Source organism: Rubricella aquisinus, from assembly GCF_014199445.1.
Classification (GTDB): domain Bacteria; phylum Pseudomonadota; class Alphaproteobacteria; order Rhodobacterales; family Rhodobacteraceae; genus Rubricella; species Rubricella aquisinus.
This window is the reverse complement of the sequence record NZ_JACIJS010000006.1, coordinates 172141-194914: the sequence shown is the minus strand read 5'-3', so window position 1 is coordinate 194914 and position 22774 is coordinate 172141. Positions and strand designations below refer to the sequence as shown.

Below are 22774 nucleotides of genomic sequence, written 5' to 3'. Positions count from 1 at the left end.
AGCTTAGTTGAGCCGGTCTACCGCGATCACGGGGCCGGTCATTCCCGCCTGCAGGATCACGACGATCCCGCCGTCCTGCGCATCGGGCATTGGCACAACGAAGGTCGCGGCCTCCCCCTCCCATGCGCCGACCGTGGACCAATTCGTGACCACGTTCGTGTGGGTCAGCGTCCGGCCCCGGTTCTCCCCATGGGCGATGGGCGACACCGCCTTGGACCGATAGGCGACCACATGCAGCACGCCGGTTTGCCCAGCCATGTCAGGCTCGACCTGCACCTTGATCATATCCTCGTAGCGTTCCGCCATCAGGCGCGCGGTTTGGGGTTGCGCGCGCATCTGGGCGATATAGCGGTCAATGGCGCGGGTGTTATGACCCACGGCCATCGCCTGCCCCTGAATAATCATCTGTGGGGTATAGACGGACCGCTCTTCCATCGTTTCAGCATAGCTGCGCTGGCGCGCGGTCATGGCGGGCATGGCGAATTCGTCCCGCCAGCCAAGGTAATCCCAATAATCCACATGCAACGCGAGTGCGATCACGCCGTCGCGCTGCGCAAATTCGCCCAAAGCCGCATCGGCGGGCGGGCAGGACGAGCAGCCCTGCGAGGTGAATAATTCCAAAAGCACCTCCCGTTCCTCAGCCACAGCCATCTGGCCAAGGCCAAGGCCAAGCCCCATAATCGCAGCGGCGGAAAGTGCATGGATAAATCGTTTCAAAACGGTGCCCCTTTTGGTCTGCCATGAATGTAGACAGCACATCCCCCCTTTTCCAATCAAGAGTTTGGGAGACCGCGTGAACACGCCACGTTGCCTTTGCCGCAATTGCGTCGCATGGTGCTGATAAGGTTTGAAGAAACGGTGTTTCACAGGGAACATGCGCCGGATGGAAACACCCGCCGAAAACTCAAAACTGATCGCGTTGCTCAACAGCGCCTATGCTGTGTCCGAGGACAGCACGCAACTCGACGCGCTGTTTGACCAGGCCAATGCCTATCTGTTTCAAAGCGGCGGTGGCTGGCAGCGTGCGCCCGATCTGGGCGCCGCGCGGGTGCTGGCGCCGGAGATCGCGCAGCACAGCGCGCGGCTTGCGCGGCTTTTTGATCGGTTTCAGGGCAGCGAAAGCGCGCAAAACGCGCTCAGCGGTTCCATGGCGGAGACAGCCCATGCGCGCATGATCGTCTCTGCCGCAGGGCGTGTGGAATGGTGCAACGCGGCCGCGGCCGCCCTGTTTCCCGAGGCTCAGGGCAAGCCGCTTGACGCCGTGCCGATCACGCGCGACGGGCAGCAGGCGCTGCGCCTTGCACTGCGTGGCCTGCGCGATGGGTCCGGCCTGACGCAAGACATCCTGCCGGTGGTGCATGATGCCGATGGCAGCCTGCATTTCGCGGTATGTCAGGTCACGGCCCTTCCCGACCGCCCCGAGGAGCCGGTGCTTGCCCTCGCCTTTTCGCATATTCGCTGGACAGATGACCTTGTTGACCAAATCGCGGCGGCACTTGGACTGAGCAAACGGGAGGCAGTGGTGCTTCACGGTGTGCTCAACGGTCAAAACCAATCCCAGATCGCGCAGACCGCCGGCAAATCTGTCGAGACGATCAAGGCGCAGTCAAAAGCGATCCTGCAAAAAACCGGATTGCCGCGCATGGCGGATGTGGCGGTGCTGGCCAGCAGCGTCGCCTATTTGCGACGCCCGGCAGTCGCGGCACAGAACCTGCCCGAGGATGGCCATTTCTTGCCTGTTGCGGGTGGGCGGACCGTTCACTATCGCCAATATGGTGCGCCGGACGGGGTGCCGTTTCTGTTCCTGCACGGGCTGCAAACCGGCCCCTTCTTTCCCAAAGCGATGGAGCGCGCTTTTGCCCGCGAGGGGCTGCGCCTGATCGCGCCCTCGCGGCCATGGTTCGGCAAAACCAGCCCGTCGAGTACGGATGCCGCCTTCAATGATGAAACCATCACCGACGCGCTGGCTGTGCTGGAAGCCGAGCAGATCGAGCATGTGCATATCATTGCCCATCAGGGCGGCGTCTCCCACGCCTACCGCATCGCGGCCCATCTCGGCGACAGGCTGCGGGGGATGGTCATGATCGGGGCGGGCATCCCCATTGATGAGACAACCCATATCCACGCCATGAACCGCCAGACCCGCATGGCCGCCATCGCGACCAAGCACACCCCTGCCCTGATGGAGATGATCCTGACCATCGGCACCCGTGCGTTCCTGAAATCCGGGCCGCGCAGCTTTTTCGACTCCTTCTTTCGCAATGATCCGGTAGATCGCGCCTGCCTTGACGATCCCGCGATATATCCGGCGATTGAGGCCGGAGGGTTGCATATGATCGTACAGGGCACCCGCGGCTTTGTTCTGGATGGGGCGGCAGCCATGTCGGACTGGACGGAGGCGTATCGCGCCGTGCATTGCCGGGCCGAATGGCTGCATGGTGCCCATTGCCCCGTAATGGGTGCTGAATTCATTGAGCAATATGTGCGGACAACGTCGAACAATCCGGTGACGATCGTGCCCGATTCAGGCTTTCATGTTCTCTATCACAAGCCCGATCTGATCCTCGACCTTCTCAGGCGCGCTGCTGCGTGGGACGAGGCCCGCTGATCCTCACCACCGCCGGGTGGCAGCGATATATGCCGCAGCTTCATCGGGGAAAGCCTGTCGCATCAGTGCCTCCTCCCCTTTGATGAACCGCTCGGTGATAATCCACATAAACACCGGCACGAGGATAAGACCAAAATACGCGCCCGTCGCAATCGCAAAGCCCGCAAGGATCACCGCCATGCCGGTATAGATCGGGTTGCGATTGATCTTGAACGGGCCTTCGATCAACAGGGATTTCGGGGCGACACCCGGATGGATCGGCGTATTTTTGCGCTGGAAATAGCTGCCAGCCCACAGGATCAATCCGATCCCGATGAGCATCAGCACAAATCCCGGCAGCCGCAATCCCTGCTCCGGCACCATGCGGTCAATCATGACAATTGCCACCATCGCACCCGCCATCCAGATGGGGGGAAGGTCGGGAAAGGATTTTTCGGCCATGGGTCTGCTCCGCTCAGTCTGTTGACGGGATATGGTGTCACGATGGGCCAGAGGAAAGGGCACCCGGTCTATTCTTCCGCCTAAGGGACATGGCCCGCGCACCACCACGAAAAAGGGCCGGAGGTCGCCCCCCGGCCCTTTCATCAGAACGCTGCCATCAGACTACGCGGATTTTGCGAGGTTCCGCAGAACGTAATGCAACACACCGCCGTTGCGAACATAGTCGATCTCAACCTCGGTATCGATCCGACACTTGAGCATGATCTCTTTCACCGTGCCGTCCTCATAGGTGATCGTGCAGGGCACCTCAGACAGCGGCACGATATCGCCCGCAAGGCCGGAGATGGACACGGTTTCGGTACCCTTCAGGCCCAGCGTCTTACGCGTGTCACTCCCGGTGAATTCGAACGGGATCACACCCATGCCAACAAGGTTGGAGCGGTGGATACGCTCGAAATTCTCCGCGATCACGGCTTTCACACCCAACAGGGCCGTCCCCTTTGCGGCCCAGTCGCGGGAGGAGCCAGCGCCATACTGCTCCCCACCGAACACCACCAAAGGCGTGCCTGCTTCCTGATACGCCATAGCGGCATCAAAGATCGAGGTCTGCTCACCGTCGGGGCCATTGGTGTAGCCGCCCTCAACGCCATCCAGCATCTCGTTCTTAATGCGGATATTGGCGAAAGTGCCACGCATCATGATCTCGTGGTTGCCGCGACGGGAGCCGTAGGAGTTGAACTCCCGCACCGGCACCTGACGGTCGATCAGGTACTTGCCCGCTGGCGTCGTGTCCTTGAACGATCCGGCGGGGGAGATGTGATCGGTCGTGACCATATCGCCCAGCACGGCCAGCACCTTGGCATTCTTGATATTAGAGATCACGCCAGCTTCCTGCGCCATGCCTTGGAAATAGGGCGGGTTCTGCACATAGGTGGAGGTTGGCGGCCAGTCATAGGTTTCTGACGGGGTGGTTGCCACGCCCTGCCACTTCTCATCGCCCTTGAACACGTCCGCATATTTCGCTTGGAACGCCTCGCGGGTGACGGTTTTCTCCACCAGATCCGCAATCTCCTGCGTGGTCGGCCAGATGTCCTTCATATAGACGTCATTGCCGTCTTTATCGGTGCCAATCGGGTCTTTCGTCAGGTCGATATCCATCGTGCCTGCGATGGCATAGACCACCACCAGCGGCGGAGAGGCGAGGTAGTTTGCGCGCACATCGGGGCTGATCCGCCCTTCAAAGTTGCGGTTGCCCGACAGGACCGAGGTCGCCACCAGATCGCCCTCTGCGATGGCATCAGACAGCTCCTTCTGGATCGGGCCAGAGTTGCCGATACAGGTGGTGCAGCCATAGCCGACAAGGTTAAAGCCCAGCGCATCCAGATCATCCTGAAGCTCTGCCGCCTCAAGGTATTCGGACACAACCTGCGAGCCCGGCGCGAGGGAGGTTTTGACCCACGGCTTGCGCGTCAGGCCAAGGGCCGCCGCCTTGCGCGCAACAAGGCCCGCGCCGATCATCACATAAGGGTTGGAGGTGTTGGTGCAGGAAGTGATCGACGCGATCACGACCTTGCCCGATTCCATGGTGTAATCCTCACCCTTAACCGGAACCTGCTTACCCATCGGGCGCTTGAACGTCTGCTCCATCTCACGCGCAAACGCGGATTTTGAGTCTGTCAGGGCCACATAATCCTGCGGGCGCTTCGGGCCGGAGATCGCGGGGACAATCTCCCCCATGTCGAGGTGCAGCGTGTCGGTATAGACCGGATCGTAATCCGCGCCGCGCCAGAACCCGTTTGCCTTGGCATAGGCTTCGACCAGCGCGATGCGCTGCTCGTCCCGGCCCGTGGTGCGCAGATAGCGCAGGGTCTCGCCATCAATCGGGAAGAAGCCGCAGGTCGCGCCATATTCCGGCGCCATGTTCGCAATCGTCGCCCGATCCGCAAGCGGAAGCCGGTCCAGACCGTCGCCGTAGAATTCCACGAATTTTCCGACCACGCCCTTTTCGCGCAGCATCTGCACGACCTTGAGCACCAGATCGGTCGCGGTGGTGCCTTCGACCATTTCGCCGGTCAGTTTAAAGCCCACAACCTCGGGGATCAGCATCGACACGGGCTGACCCAGCATCGCGGCCTCCGCTTCGATCCCGCCGACACCCCAGCCGAGCACGGCAAGACCGTTGACCATGGTGGTGTGCGAGTCGGTCCCGACAAGCGTATCGGGATAGGCAACTTCGGCGCCGTTCTGGTCGGTATCGGTCCAGACGGTCTGTGCCAGATACTCAAGGTTCACCTGATGGCAAATCCCGGTGCCCGGCGGCACCACGCGGAAATTGTTGAACGCGGACTGACCCCATTTGAGGAAGGTGTAGCGTTCCATATTGCGCTCATACTCGCGGTCCACGTTCATCTGGAACGCGCGCGGATTGCCGAATTCGTCGATCATCACGGAGTGGTCAATGACCAGATCAACGGGGTTGAGCGGGTTGATCTTTTGCGCGTCCCCACCAAGGGCCACGATCCCGTCGCGCATCGCGGCCAAATCCACCACGGCGGGAACGCCGGTGAAATCCTGCATCAGAACGCGCGCCGGGCGATAGGCAATCTCCCGGTTCGTTTTGCCACCCTGCGCGGCCCAATCGGAAAACGCCTTGATATCGTCGATATGCACCGTCTTGCCATCTTCGAACCGGAGCATGTTTTCCAGCACGACCTTGAGTGCGGCGGGCAGCTTGGAAAAATCGCCAAGCCCTGCGGCCTCTGCCGCTTCAATGGAATAATAGGCAACCGTCTGGTTTTCGACGGTCAGCTCACGGCGGGTTTTTGCACTGTCATGGCCGACTGTGATGGGCATGGCATCCTCCTCAGGTGTGGGTCCGGGTCGTGCGGTGTCTTGTCGGCAAGCTAGCAGATAAGAGTCGCAGATTGAAATCTCGCGCCCCCTATGCCGGAAATTCGCATCGGTTTCAAGCTTTGTGTGCAATGGTACACAATTCGTCACACCCTGCCCCGCGTTTCTTTTTTCCAAAAACACGCACGCCCCTCACCCGCGCTGGTTTCTGCCTTCCCAGGCGCGGTGCGATCCGTTACCCAAGGGATATGAGCCTCGCCGTTTCCTCCCTTACCCTGATGCGCAGCGGTCGCATGATCGTATCTGATCTGAGCTTTGCGCTGACCCCGGGGCGGGCGACGCTGTTGCGCGGGCCAAATGGGGTTGGCAAATCGACGGTGCTGCGCGCCATTGCGGGTCTGATGCCCATCGCGTCGGGATCGGTGGTGTTGAACGGCACGCCGCTGACGGATCGGGATGCTTTTCAGGATCAGGTTCTGTTTGCCGGGCATCAGGATGCCCTCAAGCCGACCCTGACCGTGGCGGAGAACATCGCCTTTTGGGCGCATCTTTTTGGCGGTGATGTGCGCGCGGCGATGCAGAGCTTCCAGCTTGACGAAATCGCGGATCGCCCGGCCCATGCCTGCTCTGCCGGGCAGAAGCGGCGCACGGGGCTGGCGCGGTTGGCACTAGCCAAAGACCGCCCCCTTTGGCTGCTGGACGAGCCGACAGTGTCGCTCGATCAGGCGACGGTCGAGCGTGTGGCAAGCGTGATCCGCGCCCATTGCGACGCGGGCGGCATGGCGCTGATCGCTACGCATATTGATCTGGGGTTGACCGATGCCGACACGCTTACCCTCACGCGACCGCGCCCTGTCACGGCGGCAGAAGAAACCGACCCGTTCATGGCCGGAGGCTGGGAATGAACGCCTATTCCGCCCTGCTGCGCCGCGAATTGACACTGGCGCTGAGGTCCGGCGGCGGCGCGGGGCTGGGCCTTGCCTTCTTTCTGATCGTGATCATGCTGATCCCCTTCGGCGTCGGGCCAGAGACGCCGACGCTTGGCCTGATTGCGCCGGGTGTGTTGTGGGTGGCGGCGCTGCTTGCGTGCCTGTTGTCGCTCGACCGTCTGTTTCAGCAGGATGCGGAGGATGGCACGCTTGATATCCTCGCACTCTCTCCCGTGCCGATGGAGGGATTGGTGATGGTCAAGACCCTTGGTCATTGGCTGACGACAGGCGTGCCGCTGGTGATCGCGGCACCAGTGCTGGGGCTGACGCTGAACCTTGCCGGGCCCGCCTATCCATGGCTTGTGGCGGCGCTTTTGGTCGGCACCCCGGCATTGTCCGCGCTTGGTGCGATTGGTGCGGCGCTGACGGTGGGTGTGCGGCGCGGTGGGCTGTTGCTGTCGATCCTCGTGCTGCCGCTCTATATCCCGACGCTGATTTTCGGCGCGCAGGTCGTAAGCCTCGCGGCGAAGGGCCTTGATCCCGGCATTGCTATGATGCTTTTGACGGGCACGAGCCTGTTCGCGGTCGCCGTCAGCCCCTTTGCCAGTGCCGCGGCCCTGCGCGTGCATCTAAGTTAGACGGCCACCGCCTGCCACAGCGCCAGGGCCTGCGCCGTGTCCTCCAGATCGTGGACGCGCAACACCTGCGCACCTTGCCGGATCCCTTCCAGCCCGACGGCGATGGAGCCGGGCGCGCGCTGATCCGCCTCCGCCGCGCCGCCAATAGTGCCGATGAAACGCTTGCGCGACACACCCAACAGGATCGGGCAGCCCAATCCGTGAAACAGGCTGAGGCCGCGCAGCAGGGTCAGGTTATGCTCCAGCGTCTTGCCAAAGCCGATACCGGGGTCAACCATGATCCGGCTGCGCGAAATGCCCGCCGCCTCACAGGCCGCGATGCGCGCTTCCAGAAAATCATACACGTCGAGCAGCACGTCATCATAGCGCGGCGCATCCTGCATCGTCGCCGGATCGCCCAGCGCATGCATCAGGCAGACCGGCGCGCCGGTTTCTCGCAGCACGTCCATGCTCGCCGGATCGAAGGTCAGGGCAGACACATCGTTGAACAGATGCGCCCCGGCATTGAGGGCAGCGCGCGCCACCTCTGCCTTACGGGTGTCCACGGAAATGGCGCAGGGCAAGCCTTGCACGGCCTCCAAGGCGGGCATCACCCGGGACATCTCCTCCGCGACGGGGACAAGGGCCGCGCCGGGGCGCGTGCTCTCCCCCCCGATATCAAGGAGTGAGGCACCCGCCGCCACCATCGCCCCAGCCCGCTCCCGCACCCTCTCCACATTGGAAAGCCGCCCGCCATCGGAAAAGCTGTCCGGCGTGACATTGAGAATACCCATCAGGTGTGGGCGCGCCATGGAAAGGCCCGCCATCGGCGCGCGGTCCCCGGTGAGGCGTGCCAGCGCATCCGCAGGCACATCCGCCACCGAAACGATCCGCCCGGGTGCCCCACGTGACAGAGCCTCCACATGGGTGAACCACGCCCACCCACCGGCAAGAGGCACAGCAGACCCGGGGCGGCGCGGGCCGGTTTGGGCAAGGGGACGGTAATAGATCATGTGGCTAAGGCGATCTCTTGCAGGATGGCGGGAAATTCCGCCCAATCGTCAAACCGGTAGGGCGTTGCGATCTCCCCCTTGCGGTAGCCCTTGGTGTGCAACACGAAGTGCACATCGGCATTCAGCGCCGTTTGCGCATCGGTTTCACTGTCCCCCACAAAAACGATCCGACCAGCGGGCAACTGCTCCGCTGCGTGCCAGAGCATCGCGGGATCAGGTTTCAACACGTCAAGCGTATCGCCACAGGTCAGCCCCGTGATGGGTGGCATGAGGCCCAGCCCGGAGGTAACAAACCGCGCAGGCGCTTCGGGCTTTTGGGTGCAGATGCCAAGGCTGTGACCCGCCGCCTGCACCTCCGCCAGCGCATCCAGAACATGCGGATAAAGCACCGTCTTGATCAGCGGGTTGGCGTCATAGATCGCGCGAAACCGGGCAAGGCACTGCTCGAAATCCTCAGGAATGCCCCCGGTATGGGCCAAAAGCCCCTCAATCTGCTTGCGCATCCCGCGCCCGACGAAGGTTTTGTAGGTGGCCACATCGACGGGTGCGCGGCCCAGTTCCGCGATCATCGCATTGCCCGCATGGCAAAGCGACGGCGCGCTGTCGACCAGCGTGCCGTCGAGGTCAAAGATCACCCGCAGCGGCGTCAGTCTTTCCATTTGATCGAACAGCCGATGGAGGGATGCTGCACCTCCGGGCCGCGGCCCGTGCGGTAGACATGGCGCATCGCGTCGATCAACTCGCGCGGCGCATCCGGCGCGGCCTCCCGCCCCGATGCATCAAGCCGCCCGCGATAGCGCAGCTTGAGCATGGCATCGAAGCCGAAAATATCCGGCGTGCACACTGCACCGAACGCTTTCGCCGCCGACTGATCTTCATCGTAGAGATAAGGGAAGGGAAACGCATGCTCCTCCGCGAAAACAGCCATGTTTTCCGGGCTGTCCTCCGGGTAACTTGCCACATCATTGGACGAGATCGCCACGACCCCATAGCCGAGATCGAGAAGCACCTGCGCATCCATCGTCAGCCGATCCGCAATGGCCTTCACATACGGGCAATGGTTGCAGATGAAGAACACGACCAACCCGCGCACACCGCGCAAATCCCCAAGGCTGAACACCTGTCCCGACGGATCAGGCAGGGAGAATTCGGGCGCAGCCCAGCCAAGCGGCTCTTGCGGGGTTTCAATTGCGGGCATAGCGGGCCTCCGTCGCGGGATCAAAACTGAGCCGGACCCTGCCCCAGATCGCCGCCCATCGCAAGGCGGCTCAGGCGGCGGGAAGGGCCGTGGCGTATTCCCCGTCAAGATGGCGGGCAAGCCAGGTGGCCAGCGCCGCCGGGTCCGCCCCGTCCGGGGCCGGATCATCAACCGCATCAAGGACGATTTTCGACGGGGCCCAGACCGCGACGAACCCTTCGCGCAGCGCCCAATCTAGCTCCGTCCGTGATCCGGCGACGACAAGCCTGTCATCCGCTCCGGCAAACCGCCATGCGGCCTGCTCCATCGACAGAAGGCTGATCCGGCGCGCGGCCTCCCCGGTCACATCGCGCAGGCTGGGATCGAGCGGTGGCAGCACCACGACCAGGGGCCGCACCATGGCCGCAAGCTGATCCCGATCGGGCATCGCCCCCGCCGCGAGGAACAACACAAGCGGCCGCGCACCCGGTGCATCGGGGCGCGGGGCGGGCACGGGGCCAAGCCGGGGCGTATCCGCCGGGCGACGCTGGCGCATGATCTCCACCCCCAACGCACCCGGAATACGGTCGAGCTTTTCCACCCGGATAAACACGCGCAAAGCCCGCGCATCCGCAAGGCACCCCGCAGCGATCCGCTCCGCGAGCGTTTCGAGCAGGTTGAGCCGCTCCACCGCCAAGGCAGCGTGGATCGCCTCCACGATCGTGTCATAGGAAATGACCTGATCCACATCGTCATTTTCCGCCGCAGCATGGGCGACCACTTCGAGCACCACGTTAAAGCGCACCCGCTGGGTCACGCCACGCTCCTTGCCGAACGCCCCGATATCGACCGTGCGCACATAATCACGCACCGAAATGCGGTCGAGCGGGGTCGCGGCCCCCTGCCCATGCGTGCGAAATTCGAGCGGCCCAAGCGCCTGTGCGGTTTCATTGGTCATGGCGACGTCCTTTGTCCTTCGCCCAATGGGTAGCGAGCCTGAACGCGGCGGACAACCCGGCAAACGGCACACAATCGCCTCGCCGCGACATCTTGTGCGCAGGACCATCCAAGGTGTACCGATAAGGGAAACATGCGGGAACCCCACCTATGCCCCTGACGGACAATATGCGCGGCGCGCTTCTGATGATCGGGGCAATGGGGGCGTATACGTTCAACGACGCCTTGGTGAAACTCGCATCGCTTGAGTTGGGTCTCTATCAGATCATGGTGGTGCGCGGGATCATGGCGACGGCCCTTTTGGGCACAATCGCCTGGGTCAAGGGCGCGTTCCGCCGCCCCGTTCCGCGCGGAGACCGTTGGCCCGTCGCCCTGCGCACCGGCGCGGAGATCGGCGGCACCTTGTGCTTTCTGACGGCCCTCACCCAGATGCCGCTCGCCAATGCCTCCGCCGTGTTGCAGATCACACCCCTTGCGGTGACGCTGGCGGCAGCAGTGTTCCTTGGGGAGCCATTGGGCTGGCGGCGGTTAAGCGCGATTGCGGTCGCGTTCCTTGGCGTTTTGTTCATCATCAAGCCGGGATTTGCCGGATTTGACCAAGCGGCACTTTGGGCGGTTGCGGCGGTCGGTTTTATCGTGCTGCGCGATCTGGCGACCCGGCGGCTTTCCGCGCAGGTCTCCTCCTATCAGGTCGCGTTTCTGACCGCAGGCGCGATCACGTTTACCGGCATCGTGTTGTCCCCGACCCAAGACTGGGTCGCCATGGCGCCCGCCACATGGGCAATCCTTGCGGGCGCGGCTGGGTTTATCCTGTTGGGCTATATCTGTTCGGTCGCGGTGATGCGGGTGGGAGAGATCGCTTATGTCGCACCTTTCCGCTATACGGTGATGATCTGGGCCATTGGCCTTGGCTATCTGGTTTTTGGCGATATTCCAGATGGTTGGACGGTGTTCGGGATGCTGATTGTGACCCTGACCGGGGTATATGCATTCCGGCGGGAGCAACGGCTTGCGCGGATCACGCCGGGGCTTAAGGCTTGACAAATTCGTGACAGCTCGCCACATCTGAGGGGATTTCGCGCGCAAGCCTTGCGCGTTTTTTGAACAGAAATTTATGCTCCGAATGAGCATAATGTGGGGAGCAAACCATGTTCATGAATGCCAACACCGCAGCAGATGCGGCCCGTGCCGAGTTGGCGGCGCATTACGATCTGACGCCGTCCGATGCCGCGATGGAGGCAACATCCGCGCAATATGACGTGGTCAAATCCATCATTCCCGCCCCCGAATGGGCCAGCTGCGCCCCCTATATCCGCGCCATCAACGCGGCGAAAAAGGAGAAGGACGCGGTCATCCTCGCCCATAACTACATGACGCCGGAAATTTATCATGGCGTCGCGGATATCGTGGGCGACAGCCTGCAACTGGCCATTGCCGCAACCAAGGTGGAGCAATCCACGATCGTGCAATGCGGCGTGCATTTCATGGCCGAAACCTCGAAAATCCTCAATCCGGCCAAGCGGGTACTGATCCCGGACAGCCGCGCGGGATGCTCGCTGGCGTCCTCAATCACCGCCGCCGACATCGCCAAGATGCGCGCCGAATATCCCGGCGCACCGGTCGTGTCCTATGTCAACACCACGGCTGAGGTCAAAGCGGCCTCCGACATCTGCTGCACCTCCTCCAACGCGGTGGAGATCGTGCGCGCACAAGACAGCGATACGGTCATCATGACCCCCGATGGCTATCTGGCACAGAATGTCGCCAAACTGGTCCCGGAAAAGCGCGTGGTCTGGTGGGAAGGTGCCTGCATCGTCCACGAGCAATTCACCGCCGAAGAACTCCGCGCCTTCCGCGAAGATCACCCTGGTGTCGTGATCATCGCCCATCCCGAATGCCCGCCCGATGTGATTGATGAGGCCGATTTTGCAGGCTCCACCCATGGCATGATTTCCTATGTCCGCACCAAAAAGCCCGAAAAGGTGGTGATGGTCACCGAATGCTCCATGTCCGACAATGTCGCGGCGGAACTGCCCGAGACGAAGTTTATCCGCCCCTGCAACATCTGCCCCCATATGAAACGGATCAGCCTTGAGAATATCCTCTGGGCGCTGCATTCCGGGACAGAGGAGGTCACGGTGCCTGAGCATCTGATCGGCCGGGCGGCACGGGCGGTGGAACGCATGATCGCGGTGACGAAATGAGCGCGCGCCTCTTTGCCCTCGCCTCCCTTGCGGGGCTGACCCTCGCGGCCTGTGTGTCGAGCGATATCCCCGCCCCCGCGCCTGTGGCGACGGATGCATGCGCGGTCACGCTGCCACGGGCTTTTGCCGCCGATGTGCCCAATGACGGCACCCATGACAACCGATTGGTGAGCGAGGCCACGACCGCTTTCGTCAACGAACGACGGTGCCGGGCGGGGCTTGATCCGGTCACCACCGACCCGGCGCTGACCCGCGCGGCTGAAATGCATTCGGGCGATATGGCGCAACTGGGCTTTTTCGATCACCGCTCCCCGGTCGCGGGGCGCAACAGCTTCCTTGACCGTCTGGACAGCGCAGGGGCCCGCTATGGCGAAGCGCGAGAGAATATCCTCAAGGATTTCTTCATCGCCTATAAATCCGGCGTCGAATACCGGGTGATCAGCCATCAAAATTGCACTTATACCTATGGCGGGCGCACGGGCATCCTGCCGCGCCATACCTATGCGAGCCTTGGACAGGCCATGGTGGAGGATTGGATGGCCTCCTCCAATCACCGCGACAATATGCTTGCCCCCAACGTCACCCGCCATGGCGCGGCGATTGCGCCGACAGGCGGGCGGGAATTGTGCGGTGGGCTTGTCGCCACGCAATTGCTGGTCGAATGATCTTTTCGGGGCGCGTGCCACTGCGCGCGCGCCCCTGATTTCTTTTTTCCCAAAATACCTCCCGCCGGAGGCTTCCCTGCCCGCCACCTGCGATCCTGCCCGAAAGTTGCGCCATGACTGCCCCACGCAATTCCTGCTTTGAAAGCGATGGCACCCTGATCATCGGGGCGGGTCTGGCGGGGCTGTTCACGGCGCTGAAACTGGCCCCCGCCCCGGCGGTTGTCCTCTCCCCCGATCCGATTGGCACGGGCGCGTCATCGGCATGGGCGCAAGGCGGGCTTGCCGCCGCGATCGGTGAGGGCGACACGGCTGAAGATCACGCGGCAGACACAATCGCGGCGGGCGCAGGTCTGGTGGACCCGGATATCGCGCTCATGGTTACGTCGGAGGCCCGCGCGCGGGTGCTTGACCTTTTGGCTTACGGCGCACCGTTTGACCGCGATGACGCCACAGGAGCGCTTCTTGCTTCCCGCGAAGCGGCGCATAGCACAAACCGGGTGATCCGCGTCAGCGGCGATCAGGCCGGGCGCGCGATCATGGATGCGTTGATCGCCACCGCCCGCGCGACCCCCTCCATCACGCTTTTGGAGAATGTCACCGTCGATGACCTCACCGTGGCGGATGGGCGGGTGATTGGTGCATTTGCCCGCAGGGTCGGGGATGACACGTCAGAGCCGCTGATGTTTCGCGCGGCCCACACGGTGCTTGCCACGGGTGGTGTCGGGGGGCTTTACGCCATCTCGACCAATCCCGGGCGTGTGCGCGGTCAGGGGCTGGGCATGGCGGCCCGGGCGGGGGCGCTGATCTCCAACCCCGAATTCGTGCAGTTCCATCCCACCGGCATGGACGTAAACCGCGACCCCTGCCCGCTCGCCACCGAGGCGCTGCGCGGGCATGGCGCCAGCGTCATAGACGAGAGCGGGCGGCGGTTCATCTTTGACGATCACCCGGATGGAGAGCTTGCGCCGCGCGACATCGTCGCCCGCGCGATCCATCGCAAGAACCTATCCGGCGGACAAGCATATCTCGACACGCGCGCAGCTATTGGCGCGCATATCTTTGACGAGTTTCCGACCGTTGCGGCCTATTGCACGGACGCGGGCATTGACCCGGCCACTCAGCCCATCCCGGTGCAGCCCGCGCAGCATTACCACATGGGCGGCGTCTGGACCGATGCGGACGGGCAATCGAGCCTGCCGGGCCTCTACGCTTGCGGCGAGGTCGCGGCAACGGGCCTGCATGGCGCGAACCGGCTGGCGTCAAACTCGCTTCTGGAGGCCGTGGTGTTCGCCGCCCGCATCGCGCAGCACATCGCAGGGCAGGACGCGGCAGAGGGCCAACCCCGGCCGATCGACATCCCGCCAGCCCTGATGGACGGCCCCGGCGCGGTCGCCCCCGATGACGCCGTGCGCAGCCTGCGCCAACTCATGGCCGATCATGTCGGGGTGGAGCGCAGCGCCGATGGGCTGACAACCGCGCTCAAGGGGATCGCGGCGCTCGAGGCTGCCCATGCCCCCGCCTCCCGCGCGTTTCTCAACATGACCCACGCGGCCACCCTCATCGCGGCAGCAGCCCTCGACCGGCGCGAAAGCCGCGGCGGGCATTACCGCACGGACACGCCCGACACGGATCAGACCGCGGCCCCCACCCGCATCACGCTTGATGAGGCGCTGCGCATCCGTGCCGCTGCCCGCTGAGACTTCGCTTGCGTCAGCCGCCCCGCCCGGCATGATGGTGGCCATGCCACGCTCTCGCATCCTTTTTGTCCTAATGGCCCTCCTCGTGATCTGCGGGGTGATCTATGCCAGCCTGATGGGCGTGTTGCTGCGCCAAGGTCAGGCGGAGACGGAGGACCGCGCCGATATCCAATCCAGCATGATCAGTGCAGCCATCGGGCGGCTCGATCATTTGCCGCATGTGATCGCGCAAGACCCGGTGATCATGGCAACCCTGCGCACCGGAGCGGGCGATGCGCTCAATCCGCGCCTGTTGGAATACGCGCAGCGCGCGGAAGCCGAAGCGATCTACCTGATGGACCCAACCGGGCTGACGATCGCCTCCTCCAACTACAACGAGCCGGGCACCTATGTGGGCGAATACTACACTTTCCGGCCCTATTTCACGGACGCATTGGCGGGCAAGACCGGGCGCTATTTCGCCGTCGGAGCGACCACCGGGCGACCGGGATATTTCGTGGCTGAACCTGTCATCGCCGCAGGGCGCGTCATTGGCGTGGTGGTGGTCAAGATCGGGTTGGCGGAGTTGAGCACCGCCCTGACGGGCGCGGGCGCCTTGATCCTTGTCACCTCGCCCGAAGGGGTGGTCGTGCTATCCTCCCAAGAGGATCTCGCGTTTCGCACCATCGCCCCGCTTGACCCGGCGGCGCGTGCGATCATCGACGCGCAGCGCCAATATGGCAGCTATCCGCTGACCCCGCTGGATTGGGAAAGCACCGGCACCGGGCGGCTGATGTTGGAAGGCAAAAGCTATCTTTGGGCGATCCGCGCGATCCCGCGGGAAGGCTGGACCGTGCACCTTCTGACCGATGTGGCGGGCCTGCGGCGGCAAGCCAGCGTCGGCGTCATCCTTGCGCTTGCCGTGCTGCTCACGGCGGGGATCGGAATGACGGTGTTTCGGTCGGCGCAACTGCGCCGCGCGCTCGAACTATCGGATGCGGACCGCCGCCGCCTGACCGAAGAAATCCGAGAACGCCAGCGGGCGGAGGCCGATCTGCGCGCGGCGGAGGCCGAGCTGGGCCGGTCCTCCCGGCTTGCGGCCCTCGGTCAACTTGCGGCCTCCATCACCCATGAGCTGGGCCAGCCGATCAGCGCGATGCGCAACTACCTCGCAGCGGAGGAAATCGCGCAAGGCACCCTGCCCGGCGCGCTGAACCAGACCATGACGGGGCTGATCGCACGGATGCAGGGCATCGTCGATCAATTGCGGTTTTTCGCAACACCAGGGGCAGGCCCGCGCGCGCCCTTTGCCATGGCCGATGCGGTGGCGGCAGCGATCACATTGGTGGAGCATACCGCACTGTCGCGGGATGTAACGCTAGAGGTGTTGGACAAGGATCAGGCCGCGCTGGCACTTGGCGTGCAGCACCGGGTCGAGCAGGTTTTGGTCAATCTGATCCGCAACGCGCTCGACGCGGTGGAGGATCAGCCGGTCCGGCGCGTGACCATCCGCTTTGCCCAGACGGAGGAGGAGGCGCAAGTGCGCGTGTCCGACACTGGCCCGGGGCTGGGAAAGCACAGCCTGAGCGACCTACAGGAACCGTTCATGACGACGAAATCCTCCGGCGCGGGCATGGGGCTGGGCCTTGCGATCTCGGCCTCCATCGTGGCGGATCTGAGCGGGCGGCTGGAGGCTCAGGATGGCCCGGAGGGTGGTGCGGTGTTCACCTTATCCTTGCCGAAAGGTGTGGGGAATGACGTGAACAAACGCCCCTTAGATACTAATTTTTAACAATTTTATTCATTCTTAACTCTACCCGAAACGGGCAGCATGGCAACCACGCCAAATCCCCCCCTTGGTCCCATTCGCATAAATCGCCGCTTGCATCGGCACGGAAACTCGGCCCATATCCGCCGTCATGGTCCAGCATGTTTCCCCTCCCGCTTCCGGTTATCGCGCGCTTGTCATCGACGATGACAAGGAAATGCGCGCCTCCCTTGGTGTTCTTCTGGAACGGTCGGGCTGGACCGTCAGTGTCGCCGCTTCCGCGCAGGCCGCCCTTGACCGGATGGAAGCCTTTGACCCTGATGTGGTGCTGTCGGATGTGCGGATGCCGGGGATGACTGGACTGGACCTTCTGACCGCGCTCAAGGGCCATGACGTCGCGCCGCCCTTGGTGCTGATTTCAGCGCATGGGGATATCCCCACCGCCGTGAAGGCGATGCAGGACGGGGCCTACTCCTTCCTTGAAAAGCCGTTTGATCCGCGTCGCCTGCTGGCGGCTGTTTTGCACGCGGCCGAGAACCACCGACTCCTATCGGCCACGCGGGCGCTGCGCGATCAGCTTTCCTCCCTCTCCGGGCTGGATCGGGTGATGTTGGGGCAATCAAGCGGCATCGCGGCCTTGCGGGAGGACGTGATCGACATTGCCGCTCAATCGGGCAGCGTTCTGGTGCAAGGTGCGACCGGGACGGGCAAAGAGCTGGTGGCCCGCGCGCTCCATACCCTCAGCCCAAGGCGGGAAGGGCCATTTGTCGCCGTGAACTGCGCGACCATCGCGCCAGACCGGTTTGACGAGCAGATGTTCGGCGTGCTGGACGGGGTCACGGGATGGGTGCGCCGGGCCGATGGCGGCACCCTGTTTCTTGACGAGATTTCCGCCTGCCCGCCCTCTGTACAGGCCAAATTGTTGCGCGTTCTGGAAACCGGGGAGGTGACGCCGCTTGGCTCCGACACCATGATCCAGACAGATGTGCGCATCGTCGCGGCCGCGAATGAAGGACTGGCGGAGCGTGTGACGGCAGGCACCTTCCGCGAGGATTTGCTCTACCGGCTCAATACGTTTGAGGTGCATCTGCCGTCCCTCCGGGATCGGGGGGAGGATGTGATCCTCCTTTTTGGGCATTTTGTCGAACAACTCTCGGAAACCTATGAAATTACGCCCCCGCCCCTCACGGCAGAGGATGCGGCGGCCCTGCTCGCGCATGACTGGCCCGGCAATGTGCGGGAATTGCGTCATGTGGCGGAGCGGCGGGTGCTGTCGGCCCGCCGTGGCGGCGGCTCGGTCGCGGCGGCGTTGCGCATGACGGATACTGCCGATGATGTGCCCGACAATCTGCGTGCCGCCGTCGCCGCATTTGAACGCACGCTGATTGCCAACGCGATCAAGACCCATGGCGGGCGGATGGACGCGGTGGCAGAGGCACTTGGCATCGGGCGGCGCACCCTGAACGAGAAAATCGTCAAACTGGGGCTGAAAAAGGCGGATCTGCTGGAGTGACGTGGGACCATCTGCGGCACGAACGAGCGGTTTGTCCGCTTTTTCGTTCTGATTCTAGACCGTCGTCGCGCCGAGACACCCAAAACCGCCCGCTCTGCGGAAATCCGCAGGCCCCCACGCCCTCTTGCGCGGATTCTTTCGTGGACCCAGCGCAGCACGCGCACTAACTTTTCCCCACAAGGCAGCACGATAGCTGCCTCTAACCAGGGAGAAGTCCATGAAGAACCTGATGAAGGCCGCGCTTGTCGCGGCAACTGCGATCACTTTCGCATCCGCCCCCGCAAAAGCGCAGGAAGAAGCGAATTACATCCTCGCCACCGCCTCCACCGGCGGCACCTACTACCCCGTTGGCGTGGCTCTTTCCACGCTGGTGAAGGTGAAGTTGCAACCGGGCCAGAAGATCGGCATGAGCGCGATTTCCTCCGCAGGCTCCGGTGAAAACGTTCGCCTGATCCGCGAAGGCGAAGCGCAGTTCGGCATTTTGCAAGGTCTGTTTGGCTATTTCGCCGCAACCGGTACTGGCCCTGTCGCAGAGTCCGGCCCGCAGGAGCATCTGCGCTCCGTCTCCATGCTGTGGCAGAACGTCGAGCATTTCATCGTCCAAAGCGACCGGGTGAATTCCGGCACGCTGAGCGATTTTGTGGCGCTCAAGGGTGAAAGCGTGGCACTTGGCCGCCGCAACTCCGGCACGATTGGCTCCAACGAGGCCCTGCTGGGCGGTATGGGGCTCGACATCTATAACGACTTCACGCTCGTCGAGGGTGGCTATGGCCCCTCTGCCGAGGCACTGCAAAACGGTCAGGTTGCGGGCATCTCCACCCCCGCAGGTGTGCCTGTCGGCGCGGTGAGCCAGCTTATGGCCGCAGCGGGTGATAGCGTGACGCTTCTGAGCGTAACCGACGAAGAGCTTGCCATGGCAGATGGTGGGCGTGAGTTGTGGACCCCGTTCCTCATCGAGGCGGGCACCTATCCCGGCCAGACCGCTGACGTGATGACCATCGCGCAGCCGAACTTCCTTGCCACCCATGCTGACCTGCCGGAAGAGAACGTCTATCTGATCACCAAGACGATCTATGAGAACCTGCCCTTCCTGCAGGCGATCCACCCGGCAACCAAAGCAATGGCAATCGAGAAGGCAATCGCGGGCCTGCCCGTGCCGCTGCATCCTGGTGCTGCACGCTTCTATCAGGAGCAGGGCATCGAAATCCCTGCCCGCCTGCTGGCAAACTAATTCAGGATCAGGGCGGCTCTCGGGCCGCCCTTTTTCGTTCCAACGACAAAAAGAAACGACATAGGGTGATCCAATGACCGATGCGACAGACGAGCCACGCGACGAAGAAGGCGCGCCCTTGCGCACATTCGATGGCATCGGTCACTGGCTCATCTCGGGCCTGTGCCTCGTGATTGCGGTGTTCCACCTGTTTGTGGCGATCTTCCCGGTCGTCTCCGAATTTGACCGCAACGTGTTCCATTTCGGTGGCTTCGCGATCCTTGCCGCGGCCATGTACCCAATGTTCCGGCGCAAAGCGTGGAAAGAGGGCCGTCTGGGCATCGCAATCGACGTGACCATCGGCATCGTCGCGCTGTGTTCCGGGGCGTGGTTCATCCTGATGGAAGAGCCGCTTTATGGTGCGAACCAGCCCTTCGGCACGCTGGATTGGATCGCCGCGATCTGCCTCGTCGTGTTTGCCACCGAACTCACGCGCCGGGTCGCAGGCTGGGTCATTCCGATCCTCGTGATCCTGTCGCTCACCTATGTCGCCGTTTGGGGACCATGGATCGGTGGGGTGTTTTCCTTTCCCGGCTTCACATGGGAAAGCACGCTGTGGCGGTCGATCTACAATGATGAGGGAATTTTCGGCAATATCGCCAGAATTTCATCCACTTACGTTTTCCTGTTCATCATTTTCGGCGCGTTTCTGGTACGCTCCGGCGCGGGCGATTTTGTCATCGCGCTGGCCCGCGCGGTCGCCGGGCGTATTCAGGGGGGGCCGGGGATCGTCGCGGTGATCTCCTCCGGTCTGACGGGCACGATCTCCGGCTCTGCGGTGGCGAACACCGCTTCCACCGGCGTGATTACGATCCCGCTGATGAAAAAAGCCGGGTTCCAGCCGAAATTTGCAGGCGGTGTGGAGGCGGCGGCCTCCACCGGGGGGCAGTTGATGCCCCCGATCATGGGCGCGGGCGCGTTCGTGATGGCGAGCTTTACGCAAATCTCCTACGAAACCATCGTGGCGGTCGCGGCCCTGCCTGCGCTTCTTTATTTCCTCACCGTCGCGTTTTTCGTGCGGATCGAGGCGCGGCGCCTTGATATGCCACCGCTGCCTGCCGACGGGGAGACACTCATGGGCGCGCTCAAGAAAGGCGGCGCGCCCTTCATCATCCCCATCGGTCTGTTGATCACCATGCTGGTTATGGGCTTCACCCCCACCTATGCGGGCGTGTTCGGCATCGCCGCCGTGATCGTGTCAAGCTGGGCCAGCGCCAATCCGATGGGACCGAAAGCGATCATGGAGGCGCTCATCATGGGCTCGAAATCCATGGTGATGACGGCGATCCTGCTGTGCGCCGTGGGCCTTGTGGTGAACGTGATCACGACCGCCGGGATCGGCAACGTGTTCTCGTTGCAAATCGCGGGCTGGGCGGGGGGCAATATCCTGATCGCCATCGTGCTGATCGCGCTGGCATCGCTGGTGCTGGGCATGGGGTTGCCGGTGACGGCGGCTTATATCGTGCTCGCGACCCTTTCGGCCCCGGCCCTGTCCGGCATGATCGCAGACCGTGAGGTGATCGCGCTGATCGCGGCTGGCGAATTGCCCGATTTCGCCTCTGCCCTTTTCATGCTGTCCTCGCCAGAGGTCATCCCGCTTCTGTCGCAACCAATGCCACAGGCGGAGGCCGCAGCACTTGTCGCCTCCCTGCCCATTGAAGTGGCGCAGCCCCTGCGGGATCTCGTCGTGGCCCCTGAAGTGATGGTCACGGCGATCCTTTCAGCGCATATGATCATTTTCTGGCTCAGTCAGGACAGCAACGTGACGCCGCCCGTGGCACTTGCCTCCTTCACCGCTGCTGCCATCGCGAAATCGAAACCGATGGAGACGGGCATCGCGAGTTGGAAGCTGGCCAAAGGCCTCTACATCGTGCCGGTCCTCTTTGCCTATACGCCGTTCCTATCTGGCAATTGGGGGGAGATGTTCACCATCTTCGCCTTCGCCTGCGTCGGCGTCTACGGCGTGGCGGGCGCTTTGCAAGGCGGGATGGAGAAAGTGCTGAACCTGCCGATGCGCGTCATCGCCGGGGTGGGTGGTGCGGCCTGCATGTGGCCGGGATCGCTGATGATCAACACGGCGGGCGTGGTTGTCGTCTTGGCGCTTCTGGCGTGGAACCTGAAATACGGCAAACAGGCGGTGGTCGCATAATGCCCAGCAGAAAGGCAGTTGCCCAACACAAAGGCAATTGCCTGCCATGGCGCGGTGAAACTGTCAGGATCGCTTGACCAAGGGGCATCGTCATGCCCCAATCGCGGGCATGTTGGACACTCAGGATATCGTGGTGATGCAGCGGGCCCGTGGGGCAGCCGCCGCGCGCTTTGCCCTCAAATCGGGGCGCACGCGGATCGCGGATTTGAGCCAATCCGGCTCGGCCAAGGCGATGCTGCCCAGTGTCTATGGCACCATGCCGCATCTTGTTTTCGTGAACACCGCAGGCGGGATCACCGGCGGCGACCGGTTCGACTGGACGGTGGAGGCGGGTGACGGCACGGCCATCACCGCAACGACCCAAACGGCAGAGCGGCTCTACCGCGCACGGCAGGCCGACCTGCCGGGAGAGGTGCACACGACCCTGCGGGTCGGCACCGGGGCCAGACTTGATTGGGTGCCGCAAGAGACGATCCTTTTTGAGCACTCAGCCCTGTCGCGCCGGATGACGGCCCATATGGCGGAGGATGCGACCCTTACGGTGCTGGAGCCGATTGTGATCGGGCGACGTGCCATGGGCGAGCATGTGGCCCGCGCCGCATTTCGTGACACATGGCATATCCATCGCGGAGGGCGGCTCGTTTATGCCGACGCGCTGCGCCTGCCGCCCGAGATGCGCGCGCTGGACCTGCCCGGCGCGCTTGACGGCTCCCGCGCCTTTGCAAGCCTCGTGCATATCGCCCCTGATGCGGAGACCCGCGTGGAGGGGATGCGCGGCCTCCTTGATGCGCCCGGCGTGATCGGGGGCGTGTCGGGCTGGAATGGTATGATGGCCTTCCGACTGGTGGGGGAGACGGCGCAGGCGCTGCGCGCCGCGCTGATCCCCCTCTTGACCCACTTGCGGGGCGAAGCCCTGCCCCGCGTCTGGCATATGTGA

19 protein-coding genes are annotated in these 22774 nt (G+C 63.1%); 12 read left to right on the top strand and 7 right to left on the bottom strand.

Annotated features, from left to right (window positions below; genetic code table 11):
* Positions 1–3 precede the first annotated feature (3 nt).
* Entirely contained in the window at positions 4–717 is a 714-nt protein-coding gene (locus FHS89_RS11205; protein ID WP_184011634.1) for a DUF1223 domain-containing protein, read from the bottom strand.
* A 166-nt stretch (positions 718–883) separates the two neighbouring features.
* On the opposite strand from FHS89_RS11205, the gene FHS89_RS11200 reads away from it, so the two are divergent.
* Entirely contained in the window at positions 884–2608 is a 1725-nt protein-coding gene (locus FHS89_RS11200) for an alpha/beta fold hydrolase (RefSeq protein ID WP_184011632.1), read from the top strand.
* Positions 2609–2611: 3 nt separating this feature from the next.
* Here FHS89_RS11200 and FHS89_RS11195 read toward each other — a convergent pair whose 3' ends face one another.
* Together FHS89_RS11195 and acnA are read right to left on the bottom strand one after the other, a co-directional pair.
* Positions 2612–3049 carry a methyltransferase family protein gene (locus tag FHS89_RS11195; RefSeq protein ID WP_184011630.1) on the bottom strand — a complete coding sequence of 146 codons (438 nt, stop codon included), beginning with the start codon at positions 3047–3049 and terminating at the stop codon, positions 2612–2614.
* A gap of 162 nt (positions 3050–3211) precedes the next feature.
* The gene (gene acnA, locus FHS89_RS11190; protein WP_184011628.1) at positions 3212–5902 is read right to left on the bottom strand and encodes an aconitate hydratase AcnA; all 2691 of its coding nucleotides are present in this window, start codon (positions 5900–5902) and stop codon (positions 3212–3214) included.
* A gap of 245 nt (positions 5903–6147) precedes the next feature.
* On the opposite strand from acnA, the gene ccmA reads away from it, so the two are divergent.
* Together ccmA and ccmB are read left to right on the top strand one after the other, a co-directional pair.
* Positions 6148–6804 carry a heme ABC exporter ATP-binding protein CcmA gene (ccmA, locus tag FHS89_RS11185; RefSeq protein ID WP_184011626.1) on the top strand — a complete coding sequence of 219 codons (657 nt, stop codon included), beginning with the start codon at positions 6148–6150 and terminating at the stop codon, positions 6802–6804.
* On the top strand, positions 6801–7466 hold the full coding sequence (gene ccmB / locus FHS89_RS11180) for a heme exporter protein CcmB (protein ID WP_184011625.1): 666 nt from the start codon (positions 6801–6803) through the stop codon (positions 7464–7466). Before ccmA ends, ccmB begins: the two co-directional genes overlap by 4 nt.
* Here ccmB and folP read toward each other — a convergent pair.
* The 4 genes from folP to FHS89_RS11160 form a co-directional block, all read right to left on the bottom strand.
* The gene (folP, locus tag FHS89_RS11175; RefSeq protein ID WP_184011624.1) at positions 7463–8458 is read right to left on the bottom strand and encodes a dihydropteroate synthase; all 996 of its coding nucleotides are present in this window, start codon (positions 8456–8458) and stop codon (positions 7463–7465) included. The genes ccmB and folP overlap by 4 nt on opposite strands.
* Positions 8455–9117: an HAD-IA family hydrolase gene (locus tag FHS89_RS11170; protein WP_184011623.1), complete on the bottom strand. Its 663-nt coding sequence runs from the start codon at positions 9115–9117 to the stop codon at positions 8455–8457. The genes folP and FHS89_RS11170 overlap by 4 nt, the downstream gene beginning before the upstream one ends.
* A complete protein-coding gene (locus FHS89_RS11165; protein ID WP_184011622.1) occupies positions 9105–9656 on the bottom strand; it encodes a thioredoxin family protein in 552 nt (183 codons plus the stop codon). The genes FHS89_RS11170 and FHS89_RS11165 overlap by 13 nt, the downstream gene beginning before the upstream one ends.
* A 70-nt stretch (positions 9657–9726) precedes the next feature.
* Positions 9727–10593 carry a dihydroneopterin aldolase gene (locus tag FHS89_RS11160; RefSeq protein WP_184011621.1) on the bottom strand — a complete coding sequence of 289 codons (867 nt, stop codon included), beginning with the start codon at positions 10591–10593 and terminating at the stop codon, positions 9727–9729.
* Between the two features lie 149 nt (positions 10594–10742).
* On the opposite strand from FHS89_RS11160, the gene FHS89_RS11155 reads away from it, so the two are divergent.
* The 9 genes from FHS89_RS11155 to FHS89_RS11115 all read left to right on the top strand — a co-directional run bounded on the left by FHS89_RS11155 (position 10743) and on the right by FHS89_RS11115 (position 22774).
* Positions 10743–11633, top strand: coding sequence for a DMT family transporter (locus FHS89_RS11155; protein WP_184011620.1), 891 nt, complete (start codon positions 10743–10745; stop codon positions 11631–11633).
* A gap of 107 nt (positions 11634–11740) precedes the next feature.
* Positions 11741–12796 (top strand): quinolinate synthase NadA, encoded by a 1056-nt coding sequence (gene nadA / locus FHS89_RS11150; protein ID WP_184011619.1) that lies wholly within the window; start codon positions 11741–11743, stop codon positions 12794–12796.
* Positions 12793–13461 carry a CAP domain-containing protein gene (locus tag FHS89_RS11145; RefSeq protein ID WP_184011618.1) on the top strand — a complete coding sequence of 223 codons (669 nt, stop codon included), beginning with the start codon at positions 12793–12795 and terminating at the stop codon, positions 13459–13461. Before nadA ends, FHS89_RS11145 begins: the two co-directional genes overlap by 4 nt.
* 113 nt (positions 13462–13574) lie before the next feature.
* Entirely contained in the window at positions 13575–15158 is a 1584-nt protein-coding gene (locus FHS89_RS11140) for an L-aspartate oxidase (protein WP_184011617.1), read from the top strand.
* Positions 15159–15201: 43 nt separating this feature from the next.
* A complete protein-coding gene (locus FHS89_RS11135; protein ID WP_184011616.1) occupies positions 15202–16929 on the top strand; it encodes a sensor histidine kinase in 1728 nt (575 codons plus the stop codon).
* Positions 16930–17056: 127 nt separating this feature from the next.
* Positions 17057–18418 carry a sigma-54-dependent transcriptional regulator gene (locus tag FHS89_RS11130; protein ID WP_184011615.1) on the top strand — a complete coding sequence of 454 codons (1362 nt, stop codon included), beginning with the start codon at positions 17057–17059 and terminating at the stop codon, positions 18416–18418.
* Between the two features lie 217 nt (positions 18419–18635).
* Positions 18636–19649 carry a TAXI family TRAP transporter solute-binding subunit gene (locus tag FHS89_RS11125; protein WP_184011614.1) on the top strand — a complete coding sequence of 338 codons (1014 nt, stop codon included), beginning with the start codon at positions 18636–18638 and terminating at the stop codon, positions 19647–19649.
* 73 nt (positions 19650–19722) lie between these two features.
* The gene (locus FHS89_RS11120) at positions 19723–21837 is read left to right on the top strand and encodes a TRAP transporter permease (protein ID WP_184011612.1); all 2115 of its coding nucleotides are present in this window, start codon (positions 19723–19725) and stop codon (positions 21835–21837) included.
* Positions 21838–21946: 109 nt separating this feature from the next.
* Entirely contained in the window at positions 21947–22774 is an 828-nt protein-coding gene (locus FHS89_RS11115; RefSeq protein WP_184011609.1) for an urease accessory protein UreD, read from the top strand.